This window comes from Pseudomonas sp. RV120224-01b (assembly GCF_003208145.1).
Classification (GTDB): domain Bacteria; phylum Pseudomonadota; class Gammaproteobacteria; order Pseudomonadales; family Pseudomonadaceae; genus Aquipseudomonas; species Aquipseudomonas monteilii.
Genome location: NZ_QKMQ01000018.1, coordinates 20,374 through 38,366, shown reverse-complemented (window position 1 = coordinate 38,366; position 17,993 = coordinate 20,374). Strand labels below are relative to the sequence as shown.

17 protein-coding genes are annotated in these 17,993 nt (G+C 60.3%); 8 read left to right on the top strand and 9 right to left on the bottom strand.

The window, feature by feature from the left end:
• The first annotated feature begins 89 nt into the window (after nucleotides 1–89).
• The gene (gene cfaB / locus N436_RS23025) at nucleotides 90–1,274 is read left to right on the top strand and encodes a C17 cyclopropane fatty acid synthase CfaB (RefSeq protein WP_105947124.1); all 1,185 of its coding nucleotides are present in this window, start codon (nucleotides 90–92) and stop codon (nucleotides 1,272–1,274) included.
• Nucleotides 1,275–1,310: 36 nt separating this feature from the next.
• Here the strand turns inward: cfaB and cls are convergent, their stop codons facing one another.
• Nucleotides 1,311–2,750, bottom strand: coding sequence for a cardiolipin synthase (gene cls / locus N436_RS23020; RefSeq protein ID WP_110742045.1), 1,440 nt, complete (start codon nucleotides 2,748–2,750; stop codon nucleotides 1,311–1,313).
• Between the two features lie 132 nt (nucleotides 2,751–2,882).
• Here cls and N436_RS23015 point away from each other — a divergent pair, with 132 nt between their 5' ends.
• A complete protein-coding gene (locus N436_RS23015) occupies nucleotides 2,883–3,410 on the top strand; it encodes a DUF3617 domain-containing protein (protein ID WP_016712761.1) in 528 nt (175 codons plus the stop codon).
• Here the strand turns inward: N436_RS23015 and folE2 are convergent.
• Both folE2 and N436_RS23005 read right to left on the bottom strand, forming a co-directional pair.
• Complete coding sequence (folE2, locus tag N436_RS23010) at nucleotides 3,394–4,299, bottom strand: GTP cyclohydrolase FolE2 (protein WP_105947126.1); 906 nt, start codon at nucleotides 4,297–4,299, stop codon at nucleotides 3,394–3,396. The genes N436_RS23015 and folE2 overlap by 17 nt on opposite strands.
• A gap of 25 nt (nucleotides 4,300–4,324) precedes the next feature.
• Nucleotides 4,325–4,705, bottom strand: a complete 381-nt coding sequence (locus N436_RS23005; RefSeq protein WP_105947127.1) for a glutamine synthetase — start codon at nucleotides 4,703–4,705, stop codon at nucleotides 4,325–4,327.
• A 114-nt stretch (nucleotides 4,706–4,819) separates the two neighbouring features.
• Between N436_RS23005 and zigA the strand changes: the two genes are divergently transcribed.
• From zigA to N436_RS22990, 3 genes are read left to right on the top strand one after another with little or no spacing between them, the layout of a single operon-like run.
• Nucleotides 4,820–6,028 (top strand): zinc metallochaperone GTPase ZigA, encoded by a 1,209-nt coding sequence (zigA, locus tag N436_RS23000; RefSeq protein ID WP_105947128.1) that lies wholly within the window; start codon nucleotides 4,820–4,822, stop codon nucleotides 6,026–6,028.
• Nucleotides 6,025–6,651 (top strand): DUF1826 domain-containing protein, encoded by a 627-nt coding sequence (locus N436_RS22995; protein ID WP_105947129.1) that lies wholly within the window; start codon nucleotides 6,025–6,027, stop codon nucleotides 6,649–6,651. The genes zigA and N436_RS22995 overlap by 4 nt, the downstream gene beginning before the upstream one ends.
• Nucleotides 6,652–6,691: 40 nt before the next feature.
• Entirely contained in the window at nucleotides 6,692–7,663 is a 972-nt protein-coding gene (locus N436_RS22990; protein ID WP_110742044.1) for a GTP-binding protein, read from the top strand.
• On the opposite strand, the gene N436_RS22985 is transcribed toward N436_RS22990, so the two are convergent.
• Nucleotides 7,664–8,056, bottom strand: coding sequence for a DUF3301 domain-containing protein (locus tag N436_RS22985; protein ID WP_016712755.1), 393 nt, complete (start codon nucleotides 8,054–8,056; stop codon nucleotides 7,664–7,666).
• 120 nt (nucleotides 8,057–8,176) lie between these two features.
• Here N436_RS22985 and pdxY point away from each other — a divergent pair, with 120 nt between their 5' ends.
• Nucleotides 8,177–9,049, top strand: coding sequence for a pyridoxal kinase PdxY (pdxY, locus tag N436_RS22980; RefSeq protein WP_016712754.1), 873 nt, complete (start codon nucleotides 8,177–8,179; stop codon nucleotides 9,047–9,049).
• Here the strand turns inward: pdxY and N436_RS22975 are convergent.
• Nucleotides 9,046–9,531 carry an acyl-CoA thioesterase gene (locus N436_RS22975; RefSeq protein ID WP_016712753.1) on the bottom strand — a complete coding sequence of 162 codons (486 nt, stop codon included), beginning with the start codon at nucleotides 9,529–9,531 and terminating at the stop codon, nucleotides 9,046–9,048. The genes pdxY and N436_RS22975 overlap by 4 nt on opposite strands.
• A 342-nt stretch (nucleotides 9,532–9,873) precedes the next feature.
• Here N436_RS22975 and N436_RS22970 point away from each other — a divergent pair, with 342 nt between their 5' ends.
• The gene (locus N436_RS22970; protein ID WP_016712752.1) at nucleotides 9,874–11,634 is read left to right on the top strand and encodes a cation:proton antiporter; all 1,761 of its coding nucleotides are present in this window, start codon (nucleotides 9,874–9,876) and stop codon (nucleotides 11,632–11,634) included.
• Nucleotides 11,635–11,789: 155 nt separating this feature from the next.
• Here the strand turns inward: N436_RS22970 and N436_RS22965 are convergent, their stop codons facing one another.
• The 4 genes from N436_RS22965 to zwf all read right to left on the bottom strand — a co-directional run bounded on the left by N436_RS22965 (nucleotide 11,790) and on the right by zwf (nucleotide 17,006).
• A complete protein-coding gene (locus tag N436_RS22965) occupies nucleotides 11,790–12,197 on the bottom strand; it encodes an SMI1/KNR4 family protein (RefSeq protein ID WP_019099164.1) in 408 nt (135 codons plus the stop codon).
• A 115-nt stretch (nucleotides 12,198–12,312) separates the two neighbouring features.
• On the bottom strand, nucleotides 12,313–13,170 hold the full coding sequence (locus tag N436_RS22960; protein ID WP_110742043.1) for a Tim44 domain-containing protein: 858 nt from the start codon (nucleotides 13,168–13,170) through the stop codon (nucleotides 12,313–12,315).
• 110 nt (nucleotides 13,171–13,280) lie between these two features.
• A complete protein-coding gene (gene uvrD, locus N436_RS22955) occupies nucleotides 13,281–15,467 on the bottom strand; it encodes a DNA helicase II (protein WP_110742042.1) in 2,187 nt (728 codons plus the stop codon).
• A 96-nt stretch (nucleotides 15,468–15,563) separates the two neighbouring features.
• Complete coding sequence (zwf, locus tag N436_RS22950; RefSeq protein ID WP_060499704.1) at nucleotides 15,564–17,006, bottom strand: glucose-6-phosphate dehydrogenase; 1,443 nt, start codon at nucleotides 17,004–17,006, stop codon at nucleotides 15,564–15,566.
• Nucleotides 17,007–17,109: 103 nt separating this feature from the next.
• Here zwf and hexR point away from each other — a divergent pair, with 103 nt between their 5' ends.
• On the top strand, nucleotides 17,110–17,976 hold the full coding sequence (hexR, locus tag N436_RS22945; protein WP_003253273.1) for a transcriptional regulator HexR: 867 nt from the start codon (nucleotides 17,110–17,112) through the stop codon (nucleotides 17,974–17,976).
• Nucleotides 17,977–17,993 lie beyond the last annotated feature (17 nt).

The window sequence follows — 17,993 nt, the reverse complement described above, 5'->3', positions numbered from 1 at the left end:
AGAGGAAACCTCCCACGAATGAACTACTCTGATCCGGCGACGTTCGAAATATCAGGCGTCGTGGCCATATACGGACAGGAGGGTCGTTCATGCTTGCGCAACTTCCACCGGCACTGCAGAGCTTGCATCTGCCGCTGCGGCTGAAACTGTGGGACGGAAACCAGTTCGATCTGGGGCCTAGCCCGCAGGTCACGATCCTGGTCAAGGAGCCTCAGCTTATTGGCCAGTTGACCCACCCAAGCATGGAACAGCTGGGCACAGCATTCGTTGAAGGCAAGCTGGAACTGGAAGGCGATATCGGTGAAGCCATTCGTGTGTGCGATGAGCTGAGCGAAGCGCTGTTCACGGACGAGGATGAACAGCTGCCGCAACGCCGGTCTCATGACAAGCACACCGACGCCGAAGCCATCTCTTACCACTACGACGTATCCAACGCCTTCTACCAGTTGTGGCTGGATCAGGATATGGCCTATTCCTGTGCCTACTTCCGTGAACCGGACAACACGCTCGACCAGGCGCAGCAGGATAAATTCGATCACTTGTGCCGCAAGCTGCGGCTGAATGCCGGTGACTACCTGCTAGACGTCGGGTGTGGTTGGGGTGGGCTTGCGCGTTTTGCAGCACGCGAATATGACGCCAAGGTGTTCGGTATCACCCTGAGCAAGGAGCAGCTCAAGCTCGGCCGGCAGCGTGTCAAAGCCGAGGGCTTGGCCGACAAAGTGGAGCTGCAGATTCTCGATTATCGCGATTTGCCCCAAGATGGTCGCTTCGACAAAGTGGTCAGCGTGGGCATGTTCGAGCATGTCGGGCATGCCAACCTGGCGCTGTATTGCCAGAAACTGTTCGGTGCTGTCAGGGAAGGCGGGCTGGTGATGAACCACGGCATCACCGCCAAACACGTCGATGGCCGTCCGGTGGGGCGGGGTGCAGGTGAGTTCATCGACCGTTATGTGTTCCCTCACGGTGAGCTCCCTCATTTGTCGATGATCAGCGCCAGTATCTGTGAAGCGGGGCTGGAGGTCGTAGACGTGGAAAGCCTGCGTCTGCACTACGCCAAGACCTTGCACCACTGGAGCGAAAACCTGGAGAACCAGTTGCACAAAGCCGCGGCGCTGGTGCCGGAAAAAACCCTGCGTATCTGGCGCCTCTACCTTGCAGGCTGTGCCTATGCGTTTGAGAAAGGCTGGATCAACCTGCACCAGATTTTGGCAGTGAAGCCTTATGCGGATGGCCACCACGACTTGCCATGGACGCGTGAGGACATGTATCGCTGAACCCCATGGCCGCCTCTGCAAGGGAGGCGGCCTTTCTCACAGAATGGGTGAAATCAGCCGCGCAATCCGCATCCCCAATTGCTGTAGCCGATGTGTATCGCGGCTGTCCTCCGCAGTAATCTCCCGCGCCTGTTCAAAGTCATTGATCAGCATGTGTTCGACCTGGTCGGCGAAGCTGCGGTCGACCGTCAGGAGGGTGATCTCGAAGTTCAGCCTGAACGAACGGTTGTCCAGGTTGGCACTGCCGATCGCGCTGACCTCATCATCTACCAGCACCACCTTCTGATGCAGGAAGCCCGGTTGGTAGCGGAACATGCGCACACCCGCGCGCACGGCTTCGAAGGCGAACAGGCTGGAGGCTGCATAGACGATGCGGTGGTCTGGCCGTGACGGGATCAGTACCCGCACATCGACGCCCCGTAGTACCGCCAGGCGCAGTGCAGCAAAGACCGCTTCGTCCGGGATGAAGTAAGGGCTGGTGATCCATACCCGCCGGGTAGCGGAATGGATCGCCTCGAGGAAGAACAACGAGCAGGTTTCCTGCGGGTCGGCGGGGCCGCTGGCCAACGCCTGGCACAGCACGCCGTTATCGGGGTAGGCATCCGGCAGAATCAGCGGCGGTAGCTGGCGCGTGGCCCAATACCAATCCTCGGCGAACGATTCCTGCAAGCAGGCCAGCACCGGCCCGCTGATCTGCACATGGGTGTCGCGCCAGGGCGACAGCTGAGGATGCTCTCCGATGTATTCGTCCCCCACGTTGTGGCCGCCGATAAAACCGAGCAGGCCATCCACCACCACAATCTTGCGATGGTTACGGAAGTTCACCTGGAAGCGGTTGAACCAGCCCCGGCGGGTGGCGAAGGCATGAATCTGCACACCGCCGTCGCGCAGTTGCTGGCTGTAGCTGGCCGGCAAGGCATGGCTTCCGACGCGGTCATACAGTACGAACACCTGCACCCCCTCGGCGGCCTTGCGCAACAGCAGTTGCTGCAGTGCCTTGCCGAGGGTGTCGTCATGAATGATGAAGAACTGCACCAGCACCACATCGCGTGCCTTTTCGATAGCCGCGAAGATGGCATCGAATGTGGCTTTGCCATTGACCAGTAGCTTCACCTGGTTGTTCGCAAGGCAAGGCATGCGCCCCAGCTTGGGCATTGCGCGCAAGGCTGCGTAGCTTTCCGACTCGCGGGCGGTGAGGGCTTCTTCCACCCAAGGCCGCCAGTTGAGGTTGGCCATGGCCACGTGCATTTCCTGGTTGGCCTGGCGCCGGGCCTTGATGTAGGCATAGAACGAGCGGGCGCCGAAGATCAGGTAGGGGATCAAGGTGAGGTAAGGGATGAAGAACAGGGGCATGGCCCAGGCAATTGCGCCTTGGGCGGTGCGTACAGTGAACAGTGCGTGGAGCGCGGCGACGATACCCAACAGGTGGATAAGGCCGAGTAGGTAACCAAAAAAGTAGGGGCTGTGGTAATCCATATGCATCCTGCTTGCCGAGTACACTAGGGGTAACAGAACACGTTCCCGGCCCGCCTTGCAACCCGCAGGTGGATTTGGCGTCTAAGGCTCAGCCCGGCCCGCTTGGCCGGCTTTTCTCAGGAGCGTTCATCCATGAAGATTCGTCTGCCACTGTTGGCGTTGGCCCTAGGTATGAGCAGCCCGCTGGTGCATGCCCAGATGCTGCAACCCGGTTTGTGGGAGCTGACCACCAGCAACATGCAGGTCGATGGCAAGCCGTTACCTGACATGGCGTTCATGCTCGGCCAGCTGAAAAACCTGCCGCCCGAGCAGCGTGCCATGATGGAAGGTGTGTTGGCCAAACAGGGGGTGACCGTTGGAGGAAATGGCGTGCGTTCGTGCCTGACGCCAGAGCAGGTGGCAACCAATGACATCCCGCTGCAAGACCCGAAATCCGGCTGCACTCAGAAGATCACCGACCGTACCGGTAATGTGTGGAAGTTCCAGTTCAGCTGCCCGAAGGCTCAGGGCAGTGGCCAGGCTACTTTCCTCAGTGATCGTGAATTCACCACCCAGGTCAGTGGTACGTTCAACGCTTCAGGTGTGCAGCAGCAAGGCAGCATGAACACCCGTGCGGTGTGGTTAGGCAATGACTGCGGCGCGGTTAAACCGCGCAGCTGATATCCCATTGCCACTGGCTGGTGGCAACCGCGTCGTGGGCATGCAGGCTTTCTGCATGTTCCACACGCAGCTTGAAAGCGGTACTCCATTCAACTTGCCGTAGTGCCTTATGCAGGCGTCGGGCGGCATCCTCACAGAACATCAAGTTTTGCCCGTTGGCCAAGGCGAAGGCTTGTTCGTCTGCGCGCTTCACTGCTGTCTGCACTGCTGTACCCAAGCTCGCCTCTATACGATCGATCAGTTCGGTAATTGGCAGCACCTGCTGATTGCTGTGCAGGCGCACCTGAATCTGAGCATTGCTTCGCTGGCTATGGGGTGTAGCCACAATTCCTTCGGCACTGCCAAGCCATTGCAGAACGGCAGATTGATCAACCTGCTGCTCGCTGAAGTTCGCCTGAAACTGCTGTTGAATCAGCTGCCTTGCAAGCGCTGCCGAGCATGGGCAGGTCGAGGAGTAAGGCACGGAAACCGATAGTTCCACGTGGAACATTTCATTTTCAATGCGTGCATTGACGGTTACGGCATAGCTTTTCCAACCTGCCAAGGGGCTGACCAAGGCAGGTCTTTTCAGCAGATGCTCGAAGCTGATTCGCAAGTAGGCAGCGGAAGACAGGCCGTCATGGCTGGATAAAAAATCTGCCAGGAGCTGCCTCATTGCCAGCGGTGTGAGTGGCTGGTGTTCCAATGACTCCAGTGCGAGGTAAAGCCGCGACATGTGGATGCCGCGTGAACTACCATCCACCAGGCTTACCCCTGCATCGACTTTGGCAGCTGCAGTGCGCCCTTCGAACTGCACAGGCAGGGCAATTCCGCACATGCCAACCCAGCTCAACGGCAAGGTGTACTTCTGGGTTTGTGCGGCGATGTCGGGGAGCTTGAGCTGGGTCATTTGGCTTTCCAGATAAAAAGAGGCATCAACGGCAACCGCCGATCAAGCTGCAATGCAGGCTGAAGCGCTGCCCGCTGGAGCTGGATACGCGGTTCAAGGTGGTCCAGCCAACGCGGCGGCTGTAGCCCACCCAGGCCTCACCATCGCTGGCCAGGCCGGTGAAAAAGGTCAACGTGCCGTAGCGGCTGTTGGTTTGTGCCCATAGTCGCCGGGTGCCGTGGTCGTACCCGCGCAGGTAGAACGTACTGCCGTCGGTGCGCACGCTGTAGTAACTACCTTTGCTGTCCTGGCAGGCGAGCAGTGTGGCGCTTCGCGTACAAAGCGCCAGCGTACTGGCTTGTGGCATGGCCAACAGCACGTTGGGCACAGCGAGCAGCAGCAACGCCATGGCGCGTGACAGATACATGTTTTATCCCCGGTAAGCACTCGTCCGTCGAGAACGGCTTGGCGAAATTGTATTGTTACTTTATAACATTGTGCAATGCATCGTTTCGAATGCGTCCGCCTGAAGAGGTTCGCCATGCCCAATCGTCTCCCCGTCACCGTGCTGTCCGGCTTTCTTGGCGCCGGCAAGAGCACTTTGCTCAACTATGTATTGCGTAACCGCGAGAACCTGCGGGTCGCGGTTATCGTCAACGACATGAGTGAAATCAACATTGATGCCAGCGAGGTGCAGCGCAATGTGAGCCTCAACCGCGCTGAAGAGAAACTGGTCGAAATGAGCAACGGCTGCATCTGCTGCACATTGCGTGAAGACTTGCTTGAGGAGGTGGCGCGGCTGGCTGAAGAAGGGCGTTTCGATTATTTGCTGATCGAGTCCACTGGTATCTCGGAGCCACTGCCGGTGGCAGAGACATTCACCTTTCGTGACGAGCAGGGCCGTAGCCTGTCCGACATGGCGCGCCTGGACACCATGGTTACGGTGGTCGATGGCTTGAACTTCTTGCGCGACTACCAGGCAGCAGACAGCCTGGCCAGCCGTGGCGAAACGTTGGGTGAAGAAGACGAGCGGTCGATCAGTGACCTGCTGATCGAACAGGTCGAGTTCGCCGATGTACTGTTGCTGAGCAAGATCGACTTGATCAGCCAGCATGAGCGTGAAGAGCTCATCGCCATTTTGCGCAGCCTCAATGCACGGGCGCAGATCGTGCCCATGGTCATGGGCCAGGTACCGCTGGCGCGTATCCTCGACACTGGCCTGTTCGATTTTGACCAGGCAGCCCAGGCGCCGGGCTGGCTGCAGGAGCTGCGCGGTGAGCATGTGCCGGAAACCGAAGAGTACGGTATCGCGGCCATGACCTGGCAGGCCCGACGTCCGCTCCATCCACAACGCTTTTTCGACTTTATCCACACGCACTGGAGCAATGGGCGGCTGTTGCGTTCCAAAGGTTTTTTCTGGCTGGCCAGCAAGTACCAGGAAGCCGGTAGCTGGTCGCAGGCGGGCGGAATGATGCGCCACGGTCTGGCTGGCCGCTGGTGGCGTTTCGTGCCGCGCGAGCAGTGGCCGCAGGATGTGGATAACACTAGCGCGATCTTGAAACACTGGACGGCTGAGACCGGTGATTGCCGCCAAGAGTTGGTGTTCATCGGGCAGAACATCGACTTCGAAAAATTATCCACAACCCTTGATGCCTGCCTGTTGACGGACCAGGAAATGGACTTGGGCCACATGGGCTGGCTGCGTTTGCCCGACCCGTTCGGCCCATGGCACGAGGAGGTGGCAGCATGAACTTGGCACACCGGCCTGTGGATATCTTTCAGGTATTCGGCGAAACCCCCCAAGTGCTGACTGAAGTACTGCAGGATGGTGTGAACCTGGCCGTTTGGCGCCGACGCTTGCCGGCACAGCTGGAAGACTTTGCTGACCTGTTGATAAGTCTGGGTCAGCCCTTGGCTGATCAAAGGGTAATCGATGTGGATGACCAGCAAACACCGGTATTGCCCGATCTGATGCGTGAAGCGGCAGATTTACACGGCTATGAGGCGTTCGTTGCTGATGTGACCTGGCTGGTGGCGGCTTACACCTGCCTGGTCGGCGCTCGACGGGTTGGTTTGCGTCTGCGGGTACTGGCTGGCCCGATGTGCCCGCGTTTCCATGTGGATAACGTGCCGTTGCGGTTGCTCACCACTTACGTAGGCCCAGGCAGCGAGTGGTTGCGAGAGCAGGAAAGCCCCCGTGGGGAGTTACACACAGCTCAAATTGCTGTGGATAACATTCAGCATCTGCACGCTGGCGAAGTGGCCCTACTCAAAGGTGAGAAGTGGCAAGGTAACGAAGGCGCAGGGCTGGTGCATCGTTCACCTTCGGGCCAGCAGGGGCGTCTGTTGCTCAGCCTTGACTGGCTTGCCTGACAGCGCATAGTGAGGCATCGCCACCGCTTGAAGCCATGCCATGCTGCAGAACATACCCACCCACGTGATTGCCGGCCCGCTGGGTGCCGGCAAAACCACCCTGATCCGTCATCTGCTGGCTCAGCGCCCAGCCCACGAGCGCTGGGCTGTTTTAATCAATGAGTTCGGCCTGGTAGGCCTGGATGCGGCCTTGCTCAGCCGTGACGAAGATGGCATCGCCATCGGGGAAGTCGCAGGCGGCTGCCTGTGCTGCGTCAATGGCATGCCGTTCCAGGTGGGCTTGGGTCGGTTACTGCGCAAATCCCGGCCTGATCGGCTGTTTATCGAGCCTTCCGGGCTGGGTCACCCATTGCAGTTGCTTGCTCAACTGCAACAGGCTCCTTGGGCCGGAGTGCTGACAATCAACCCCTTCGTGATGGTTGTGGATGCGCAGTCCATGGCACGTGACGAGCCGCTTCCAGAGGCTCAACAGCAGGCTTTCGATGTGGCTGAAAGGGTGGTTTTCAACAAATCTGAAGCTGTGGACGAAATATGTAAGTTGTTGATAACTAATAAATTTAAAGACAAGAAAATAATCTGGGCCGTGCAGGGGCAGGTGCCATTCTCAAGCCTTCCCGGCAGCCCTGAGCAGATTGTCGACAGCCCATTTGAGGAAAACCGGATTGTCGACAATCTTGAAAGTGGCCCAGCAATATTGTGGACAGACCCAAGTCAGCCTATCTGTCTTGCCCAGCAGGGGGAGGGAGGTTGGAGTATTGGCTGGCGCTGGCACCCGGGCCAACAGTTTTATCCACAGCGGGTACAGGCGTTCTTGCGCGCATGGCCCTGGCGTCGCGCCAAGGGTGTTATCCACAGCGTGGATGGCTGGCAATCATTCAATGGGCTGAGGGGAGACATGCCCGCCTGGCAGCCTAGCGACTGGCGCAGGGATACCCGTATCGAGCTGATTTTCGACCAGCCGCAATCGCAACCCGCACTGCAAGCCGGGTTGAGCGATTGCCGCGTCAGTTGATCAGTTGCGCCAGCGGTTGTGCTCCTGGCGCCACTGCTGCATTTCGATGACGTTGTCGGTGCGCGGTGGTGTCTTGATTTCGAACGGATAGGGTGCGAGTTCGATCTGCACACTGTGGGCGCCGAACTGGGTCACCGTGCCGGGATGGCGCTGCTCGCCGGTAACGGTGAACTCGAAGGCGTAGATGCGCGCCAGGCGCTTGCGGCCGTTGGCATCGCGCACAAAGGCGATACGCTTGAGCGCGACAGCGTCGTCGAGCAATTCGAGGTCAAGCTTGGCGCAATGCTGTTTCACCCGCTCCAGGGCTTTTTCGCGCAACCCATGGTTGTGCCACAACCAGGCGCCTGCCGTGGCTACCAGCATCAGGACGAAGAGGTTCTCCAGGGTCAACATTTGCATATGCTCCAAACAGGTAGATCCAGCTTAACTGCGTCCCTGGCCTGTCGTACAGGTGGCAATCGAGTTCATACTGCGCTGCGCACAATCCTTGAAACAGCTTTGGAAACCTCCCGCATGAAACGTACCCCGCACCTGCTCGCCATTCAGTCCCATGTGGTGTTCGGCCACGCCGGCAACAGCGCCGCGGTATTTCCCATGCAGCGTATCGGGGTCAATGTCTGGCCGCTCAATACCGTGCAGTTCTCCAATCACACTCAGTATGGCCAGTGGGCCGGTGAAGTGCTTGCCCCGGCGCAAATTCCTGCGCTGGTGGAAGGCATTTCCAACATCGGCGAACTGGGTCACTGCGATGCGGTGCTTTCCGGCTACCTGGGCAGTGCCGAACAAGGGCGAGCGATACTGGCCGGTGTCGAGCGGATCAAGGCAGTAAATCCCAAAGCGTTGTACGTGTGCGACCCGGTCATGGGGCACCCGGAGAAGGGCTGCATCGTGCCGCCGGAAGTCAGCGAATTCCTGCTCGAGGAGGCGGCCGCCCGAGCGGATATCCTGTGCCCGAACCAGCTGGAGCTGGACAGCTTCTGTGGGCGCCGTGCGCAGTCGCTGGAAGATTGCGTGAATATGGCGCGCAGCCTGCTGCAGCGGGGGCCGCAGGTGGTGGTGGTCAAGCACCTGGCTTATCCCGGGCGTGCCGAGGACCAGTTCGAGATGCTGCTGGTGACTGCCGAGCACAGCTGGCTCCTGCGCCGCCCGCTGCTGGCGTTTCCACGGCAGCCGGTGGGGGTGGGCGACCTGACCTCGGGCTTGTTCCTGGCCCGCGTGCTGCTCGGCGACAGCTGGGTACAGGCATTCGAGTTCACCGCGGCGGCGGTGCATGAAGTGCTGCTGGAAACCCAGGCCTGCGCCAGCTACGAACTGCAACTGGTGCGGGCCCAGGACCGCATCGCCCACCCGCGGGTGCGCTTCGAGGCGCAATTGCTGGCGCTTTAAATGGCGTCGGTCTTCAGGTCCTGGTAGCGCTTTTCCAGCTCCTGGCGGATCTGCCGGCGCTGCTGGCCCTGCAGGAAGCGGCGTTTTTCTTCACTGCTCTGCGGCTGGCGCGGCGGCACCGCTACCGGGCGACGGTTGTCGTCGACCGCGACCATGGTAAAGAAGCAACTGTTGGAATGGCGCACCGAGCGCTCGCGGATGTTCTCGGTCACCACTTTGATGCCGACCTCCATCGACGTGTTGCCGGTGTAGTTGACCGACGCCAGGAAGGTCACCAGTTCACCCACGTGTACGGGTTCACGGAAGATTACCTGGTCGACCGACAGCGTCACCACATAGCTGCCGGCATAGCGGCTGGCGCACGCATAGGCCACTTCGTCGAGGTACTTGAGCAGGGTGCCGCCATGTACGTTGCCAGAAAAGTTGGCCATGTCCGGGGTCATCAGGACGGTCATGCTCAGCTGGGCGTTTCCAGGTTCCATAGTGTGCTCACGGTGAGGTTGCGCTGAATCGGGCGAATGGGGGGCGTTATCTGCTGACACTTCTGTTCCCCTCTTTTGAATTTGCCTTGCTGATACGGGACGTTGGCTGACGCCCCGCCGTCACGCTGATCATGCCATCAGCGGCGCTTTTCCAGCCGATCTGTTTCTGCATATTGCACCGGCTTTTTGCGGCGGGGTGCGATGTTAACCTGAGTACGCCCATGCAATATGGGCGTTCCTGCATTCAATACAGTATGTACTTGCTGCTCGCTCGGGTTTGCCTTGGCAGAGGAGCGGTCTGCCCAGGCATCCAGAAAAAGACGAGAAAAGGAGTATCACGCCATGCATGCCATCAGCTTCATCCAGGACCTGGCAGTCATCATGCTGGTCGCTGGCGTGGTCACCATTCTTTTTCATCGTCTCAAGCAGCCGGTGGTGCTGGGTTACATCGTCGCCGGCTTCATCATTGGCCCGCACACGCCGCCGTTCGGCCTGATCCATGATGAAGACACCATCAAGACCCTCGCCGAGCTGGGGGTGATCTTCCTGATGTTCTGCCTGGGCCTCGAGTTCAGCCTGCGCAAGCTGTTCAAGGTCGGCGCCACGGCGTTTATCGCGGCGTTTCTGGAAATCGTGCTGATGATCTGGATCGGCTTCGAGATCGGCCGCTGGTTCGGCTGGAGCACCATGGATTCGCTATTCCTTGGCGCCATCCTGGCCATTTCCTCGACCACCATCATCGTCAAGGCGCTCAACGACCTGAAGATGAAAAACGAGCGTTTCGCACAGCTGATCTTCGGTGTGCTGATTGTGGAAGACATCCTCGGTATCGGCATCATCGCCCTGCTGTCGGGCATCGCTGTCAGTGGCACGGTCAGCTCCGGTGAAGTGTTCTCCACCGTCGGCAAACTGTCGCTGTTCATGATCGTTGCCTTGGTCATCGGCATCCTGCTGGTGCCACGGCTGCTGGCCTATGTGGCCAAGTTCGAAAGCAACGAGATGTTGCTGATTACCGTGCTGGGCCTGTGCTTTGGCTTCTGCCTGCTGGTGGTAAAGCTGGAATACAGCATGGTGCTGGGCGCCTTCCTGATTGGCGCGATCATGGCTGAATCGCGCCAGTTGCTGAAGATCGAACGCTTGATCGAGCCGGTACGCGACCTGTTCAGCGCCATCTTCTTCGTAGCGATTGGCCTGATGATCGACCCGCAGGTGCTGATCGACTACGCCTGGCCAATCGTGGTCATTACCTTGGCGGTGGTATTGGGCAAGATGCTGTCCTGTGGCATGGGGGCGTTCATTGCCGGCAATGACGGGCGCACGTCATTGCGGGTGGGCATGGGGCTTTCGCAGATTGGCGAGTTCTCGTTCATCATCGCCGCGCTGGGCATGACCCTGCAGGTGACCAGCGATTTCCTGTACCCGGTAGCGGTCGCGGTATCGGCAATCACCACGCTGCTGACCCCGTACCTGATTCGCGCGGCCGATCCCTTGTCGCAGAAGCTGGGCAATGTGGTGCCTGGCCGTCTGGCGCGGGTACTTTCGTTGTATGGCGAGTGGTTACGCAACATCCAGCCGCAGGGCGAGGGCGCCATGCTGGCGGCGATGATTCGGCGCATCCTGTTGCAGGTGGGGGTGAATCTGGCACTGGTGATCGCAATTTTCTTCAGCGGTGGTTACTTCGCAGGACGTATTGGCAACTGGCTCAGCGAGTGGGTCAGCGATGCCAGCCAACAGAAGGCGCTTATCTGGGGGGCGGCGTTGTTGCTGTCGCTGCCCTTCCTGATCGCGGCCTATCGCAAGCTCAAGGCACTGTCGATGCTGCTGGCAGAGATGGGCGTTAAACCGGAAATGGCCGGGCGGCATACCCAGCGGGTGCGGCGAGTGATCGCCGAGGTGATCCCGCTATTGTCGCTGTTGGTGATTTTCCTGCTGCTGTCGGCGCTTTCGGCAAGCATTCTGCCAACCAGCGAGTTGCTGCTGGTGATTGCCGTGGTGGCTGCGGTGGTGGTGGCCCTGCTGTGGCGCTGGTTCATTCGCGTGCACACGCGCATGCAGATTGCCTTGCTGGAGACACTGGAGAACAGCCGCGAGAATTCACATTGAGGGGGCTATGCTCCCTGCGCAAGATTTCACCGTCGTCCGAGGGGATGGAGCGGTAGCGATGTCGCCAGGCGCAGAAAGCCTGGCGATTTTAACTGCATTGATGGCGCTATGCCATTATTTTTCCTGTGCAGGTAGTATTCAAGCAACGGCTGGAATCAGCTCTCCAGCCAGACATCCCGCGCCCAGTGCCACACCGATTCCCAGCTGTCTTCGCCGACAATTTCGTCTTCCGCTTCCCACAACACCACGGTGCCGTCTTCTTCGACGCAGTAGTAGTTGTCGCCGTCCTGGCACAGCGGAATCAGGTCGCGCGGCACGCCGGCATCCCAAGCGTTGGCGGCGACGTCGGGCAGGTAGGTATGCGACTGTGGATCGGTGACAGTCACCGGTTCCAGCGAGCCATACACCACGTCACTGACAGTCAGTAGAAACTCTTTGAACACGAACGGAATGTTGATGAACAGCTCTTCTTCGATTTCGACCAACTGGTCCTCGTCGGGAAGCTCAAGGGGCACCGGTACTGGCTGGTTGGCTTCACGGAGTTGTTCGATCACTTCTTCCACGGTTCACTTCCTCTGACCTAGATGACAACGCTGCGCGTTATACCCTAGTAGGCCACTCTGGCAAAAGCAAAAACCCCAGGACAGGGCCTGGGGTTTTTTGTGCAGCACGCAGCGGTTAGGCGTTTTGACGGATACCGGCAACCAGCCAAGGCTGGTTTTCGCCCTGGGCGCGAACCATGTGCCAGCTTTCGCTGAACACTTCGCCCTGGTCGAAGCGCGAGTTCTTCGACACGCCACGGAAGGTCAGGGTGGCATCGGTGCGATCGCTGCGATCGTCTACACCGTCCAGCTGCACTTCGAGGTTATCGATGTAGGTGGACTGGAAGCCATCACCCAGCTCAGCACGTTCACGCTTGAGGAACTCGAGCATTTGCGGGGTGACGAATTCGGCGATCTTGTCCATCTCGTTGGCATCCCAGTGCTGCTGCAGCGACTGGAAGTGGTTACGGGCAGCAGCCAGGAAGCTTTGCTCGTTGAACCAGGCCGGGGCATTGATCACTGGAGCGGCAGCGGCAGCAGGTGCGGCCGAACCACCGAAGATCGACGGCTGGGCAGGCTGAGCGTGAGCCTCACGCTGCATTGGCGCATGGCCTGGCATGGCCATTTGCGGCTGCTGCTGGCGGCGGCGAGCGGCGATGAAACGGAACACCAGGAAGGCGATAAGCGCCACGATCAGGAAGTCCATGATCTGGAAGCCTTCGAAACCGTCACCCATGAACATGGATGCCAGCAGACCACCGGCGGCCAGGCCTGCCAGTGGGCCCAACCAGCGCGAAGCACCGCTGGCGGCCGGGGCTGCACGGCCAGGTGCGGCGGTCGGCGCGGCGGCAGGCGTGGTTGGCGTAGCCTGACGGGTCTGGTGGATAGGCGCGGAGCCCGAGCTCTTGCCGCCGCCGAAACGCTTGGCGTTGGCGTCCAGGCTCAGCGTCAGGCCGACGCAGAGCGCCAGTGCGATGCTAAGAAAACGTTGCATAAGTGGGATATCCCCTGTTGTGGATTGCACGCGCGTCATGGTGCACAGGTTCCCGTGCACATGACCAGCGACAGAGTGTTTCGAGCTTTTGCCTGAATGTTACAAGGCTGCTACAGGGCCTCGAGCTTGGCATACCCCAGCATCAGCCACTTGCTGCCTTCGGCAAAGTTCACCTGTACCCGCGCCTGCGCGCCGGAACCCTCGAAGTTGAGGATCACGCCTTCCCCGAATACCGCATGTTGTACACGCTGGCCCAGGTTGAACGCGGTCTGCGGAATGCTGGCATTGGCGAACAGGTTGCTGTTGGTGGCCGTCTTGACCCCACCGAACGGGCGGCTGACGCTGTTGGACAGCCGCACTTCCTGGATCAGGCCCGCCGGAATTTCACGTACGAAACGCGACACCTTGTTGTAGGTCTCGCTGCCATACAGGCGACGTGTTTCAGCGTAGGTCATGACCAGTTGGCGCATGGCGCGGGTAATTCCCACATAGGCCAGGCGGCGTTCCTCTTCGAGGCGGCCGGGTTCTTCCAGGCTCATCTTGTGCGGGAACAGGCCTTCTTCCATGCCCACCAGGAACACGTAAGGGAACTCCAGGCCCTTGGCGCTGTGCAGGGTCATCAGCTGGATGCTGTCTTCGTGCTCGTCGGCCTGGGCATCGCCGGCTTCGAGCGAGGCATGGCCAAGGAAGGCCGACAATGGCGAAAGGTCGGCGTCTTCGTCGGTGGATTCGAAGTTGCGCGCCGCGCTGACCAGTTCCTCAAGGTTTTCTACCCGTGCCTGGCCCTTTTCACCTTTTTCTTCCTGGTGATAGATGATCAGCCCGGATTGCTCGATGGTGGTCTGGGTCATGGTATGCAGCGGCATGTCCACGACCTTGGCTGCCAACCCCTCGATCAGCTCGATGAAAGCCCCCAGCGCACTGGCGGCGCGGCCTTTGAGGGCCTTGGCGGCGAGCAGCTGGCACATGGCGTCCCACATCGATGCCTGGCTGTGGCGGGCGTGCTCGCGGATGGCTTCGACGGTTTTCTCGCCAATGCCGCGTGGCGGCACGTTGATTACCCGCTCCAGGGCAGCATCGTTGCCGCGCCCTTCGATCAGCCGCAGGTAAGCCATGGCGTTCTTGATTTCAGCGCGTTCGAAGAAGCGTTGGCCGCCATAGATACGGTAGGGAATGCGCTCGCGCAGCAGGGCTTCTTCCAGCACGCGCGACTGGGCGTTGGAGCGGTACAGGATGGCGATTTCGTTGCGCGCATTGCCCTGCTTGACCAGGCTCTCGATGGTTTCCACCACGTAGCGCGCTTCGTCGTGCTCGTTGTAGGCCGCGTACAGGGTCAGCGGTTCGCCTTCGCCCATGTCGGTCCACAGCTCTTTGCCCAGGCGCCCGCTGTTGTTGGCGATCAGGGCGTTGGCGGCCTTGAGGATGCCACCGGTGGAGCGGTAGTTCTGCTCCAGGCGGATCATTTCGGCGTCTGGGAAGTCGGCGGTGTACTGGTGAATGTTTTCGATCTTGGCACCGCGCCAGCCGTAGATCGACTGGTCGTCGTCGCCCACCGCCATCAGGCTGGCGCCGCCGCGTGCCAACAGGCGCAGCCAGGCGTACTGCACGGCGTTGGTGTCCTGGAACTCGTCGACCAGCACATGCTGGAAGCGCCGCTGGTAATGCTCCAGCAGGCCCGGGTGGTCGCGCCACAGGTCCAGGGCGCGCAGCAGCAGCTCGGAGAAGTCGATGACCCCGGCACGCTCACACGCCTGCTCGTAGGCGGTATAGACGTCACGCATGGTCGCCAGGAACAGGTCGCCACCGGCCTGGATATGCTGCGGGCGCAGGCCTTCGTCCTTCTGCCCGTTGATGAACCACTGTGCCTGGCGTGCCGGCCATTTCTGTTCGTCCAGGCCCAGCTCGCGCATCACCCGCTTGATCAGGCGCTGCTGGTCGTCACTGTCGAGAATCTGGAAGTTCTGCACCAGCCGCGCTTCCTGCCAGTGGGCCCGCAGCAAGCGATGGGCCAGGCCGTGGAAGGTGCCGACCCACATGCCTGCCGGGTTGATCCCCAGCAGTTGCTCGATCCGCTGGCGCATTTCGGCTGCAGCCTTGTTGGTGAAGGTCACCGACAGGATCGAGTGCGGCGATGCCTGCTCCACCTGGATCAGCCAGGCGATGCGGTGCACCAGCACGCGGGTTTTACCGGAACCGGCGCCGGCAAGCACCAGTTGACGCCCAAGCGTGGCCGCTACGGCCTGGCGTTGGGCATCGTTGAGGGAATTCAGCAGGAGGGAGAGGTCGTCTGTGTGCATCGGGCCATTCTAGGGCGCGGCAGGAAATGGGGCAAACCTCTACTGTATAAATGTTCACCTTGGCGCATGGCCGTTCATCGACCCGATGACAGTAGGTCAGCCATGCCAGTGCCTGCCATGACGCGCCAGCAGGCTGTTGGCTTGCTCTGGCCCGTTACTGCCCGCCGGATAAGGGCGTGGCGCCTGAAAGTGCTCTTCGCAACCCTTGATGATCGGGTCGGTCCAGGCCCAGGCTGCTTCCACTTCATCGCGGCGCATGAACAGCGTCGAGTCGCCCTCCAGTACATCCAGCAGCAGGCGTTCGTAGGCTTCCCAGCGGCGGGTCTGGCTGAACACCTGGGCCAGGTTCAGGTCCAGGTCGACCGGTTCCAGGCGCATGCCCTTGCCCGGGCTTTTGGTCATCATGCGCAGGCTGATGCGTTCCTCCGGTTGCAGCTGGATCAGTAACTGGTTGACCTGGCCGCCGTTGAACAGCTCGTGGGGTACCGGTTTGAACTGAATGACGATTTGCGACGAGCGCCGTGCCATGCGCTTGCCGGTGCGCAGATAGAAAGGCACGCCCGCCCAGCGCCAATTGTCGATGTGGGCTTCGAGGGCAATGAAGGTTTCGGTGTCGCTGTCGTTGTCGACATCCTTTTCGAAGTAGTAGGCCGGCACTTCCTGGCCGCCGATGTGCCCGGCGCCATACTGGCCGCGCACGGTCTTGTCCTGCACATCCTGGCCGGTGATCGGCTTGAGGGCGCGCAGGATCTTCACTTTTTCGTCGCGTACCGCTTCGGCCTCGAACTGGGCGGGGGGCTCCATGGCTACCAGGCACAGCAGCTGCAGCAGGTGGTTCTGCAGCATGTCGCGGATGGCCCCGGCGCGGTCGTAGTAGGCGCCGCGGTTCTCTACACCCAGCGTCTCGCAAACGCTGATCTGTACGTGGTCGACCTGATTGTTGCGCCACACCGGCTCCAGCAGGGCATTGGCGAAGCGCAGGGCCATCAGGTTCTGCACGGTTTCCTTGCCCAGGTAGTGGTCGATGCGAAATACCTGGGTTTCCTCCAGCACTGCGCCAATCGCTTCGTTGATGGCGGTAGCCGATTCCAGCGAGTGGCCGATCGGCTTTTCCAGCACGATGCGCGCCTCGGCGTCGGCCAGGCCGGCGTTATGCAGGTGTTTGGCAATCGGTACGAACAGGTTGGGGGCGGTGGCCAGGTAGAAGATGCGCGTCAAGCCGCCTGGTTCGCCCAGGTAGCGCGCCAGGCGGCCGAAGTCGGCGCTTTGCGAAGCATCCATGGCGAAATAGTCGATCCGCGCGGAAAACCGCTGCCAGACCTCTTCTTCGAAGTCGTTGCGGGCGATCTGTGCCCGGCAATGGCGTTCGGCGAGCTTGAGATAATCGTTACGTGGCAAGTTGCGGCGCGCCAGCGCGATGATCCGCACGGCAGGGTCAAGACGGGCCTCGCGAAACAGGTGGTAGAGCGCCGGAAGCAACTTGTGCAGGGCCAGATCGCCGGTGCCGCCGAAGACCAGAATGTCGCAAGGAATAGTCAAACCGCCACTCTCCACGTTCGTTTAACTGGGCGGGTTGGCGTCCATGTAGTATAACTACAAGAAAGCTACAACCCGGCCAGCCGATCATAACCGAGTCCAGCCTGTGAATCTGTTGCAACATATCGCCCAATCGCGCCACCTGCTGCGCAAATCGGAACTCAAAGTGGCCGACCACGTGCTGCTCGACCCGGCTGCCGTCATGCACAGCTCCATGGCCGACCTGGCACACAGCGTGGGTATCAGCGAACCGACCATCGTGCGGTTCTGCCGGGCGATCGGTTGCTCGGGCTTTCAGGACTTGAAGCTGAAGCTGGCGCAGAGCCTGGCAGCGGGGGCCAGTTTCGGGCAGTTCGCTATCCATGAAGACGACTCGGTTGCCGACTACAGCCTGAAGATCTTCGACACCACCCTGCATACCCTGATGGAGGTGCGTGAGCACCTCGACCCGCAGGCGCTGCAGCAGGCGGTGAGTGCTATGGCCCAGGCGCAACGTGTGGAGTTCTATGGCTTTGGCGCGTCCGGTGCGGTGGCGGCCGATGCCCAGCACAAGTTCTTCCGCCTGCTGCTCAGCGCCGCCGCGTATTCCGACCCGCACATGCAGGCGATGTCGGCGGTCACCCTGAAGCCGGGTGATGTCGCGGTGTGCATTTCCCAGTCGGGCCGCTCCAAGGACTTGCTGATCACCGCTAACCTGGTGCGTGAGAGCGGTGCCAACCTGATTACCCTGTGCCCCAGCCAGACACCTCTTGCCGAGCTGTCGACGGTCAACCTGGCGATCGACGTGCATGAAGACACCGAAATCTACACGCCGCTGACCTCGCGTATCGCTCACCTGGTCGTGATCGACGTGCTGGCCATGGGCGTGGCGATGGCGCGCGGGCCGAGCCTGGTCAACCACCTGAAAAGTGTGAAGCGCAGCTTGCGCAGCCTGCGTTTGTCGCCCAAGTCGATCAAGGCTACAGACGACTGATCTGCGTTGCCTGTGCT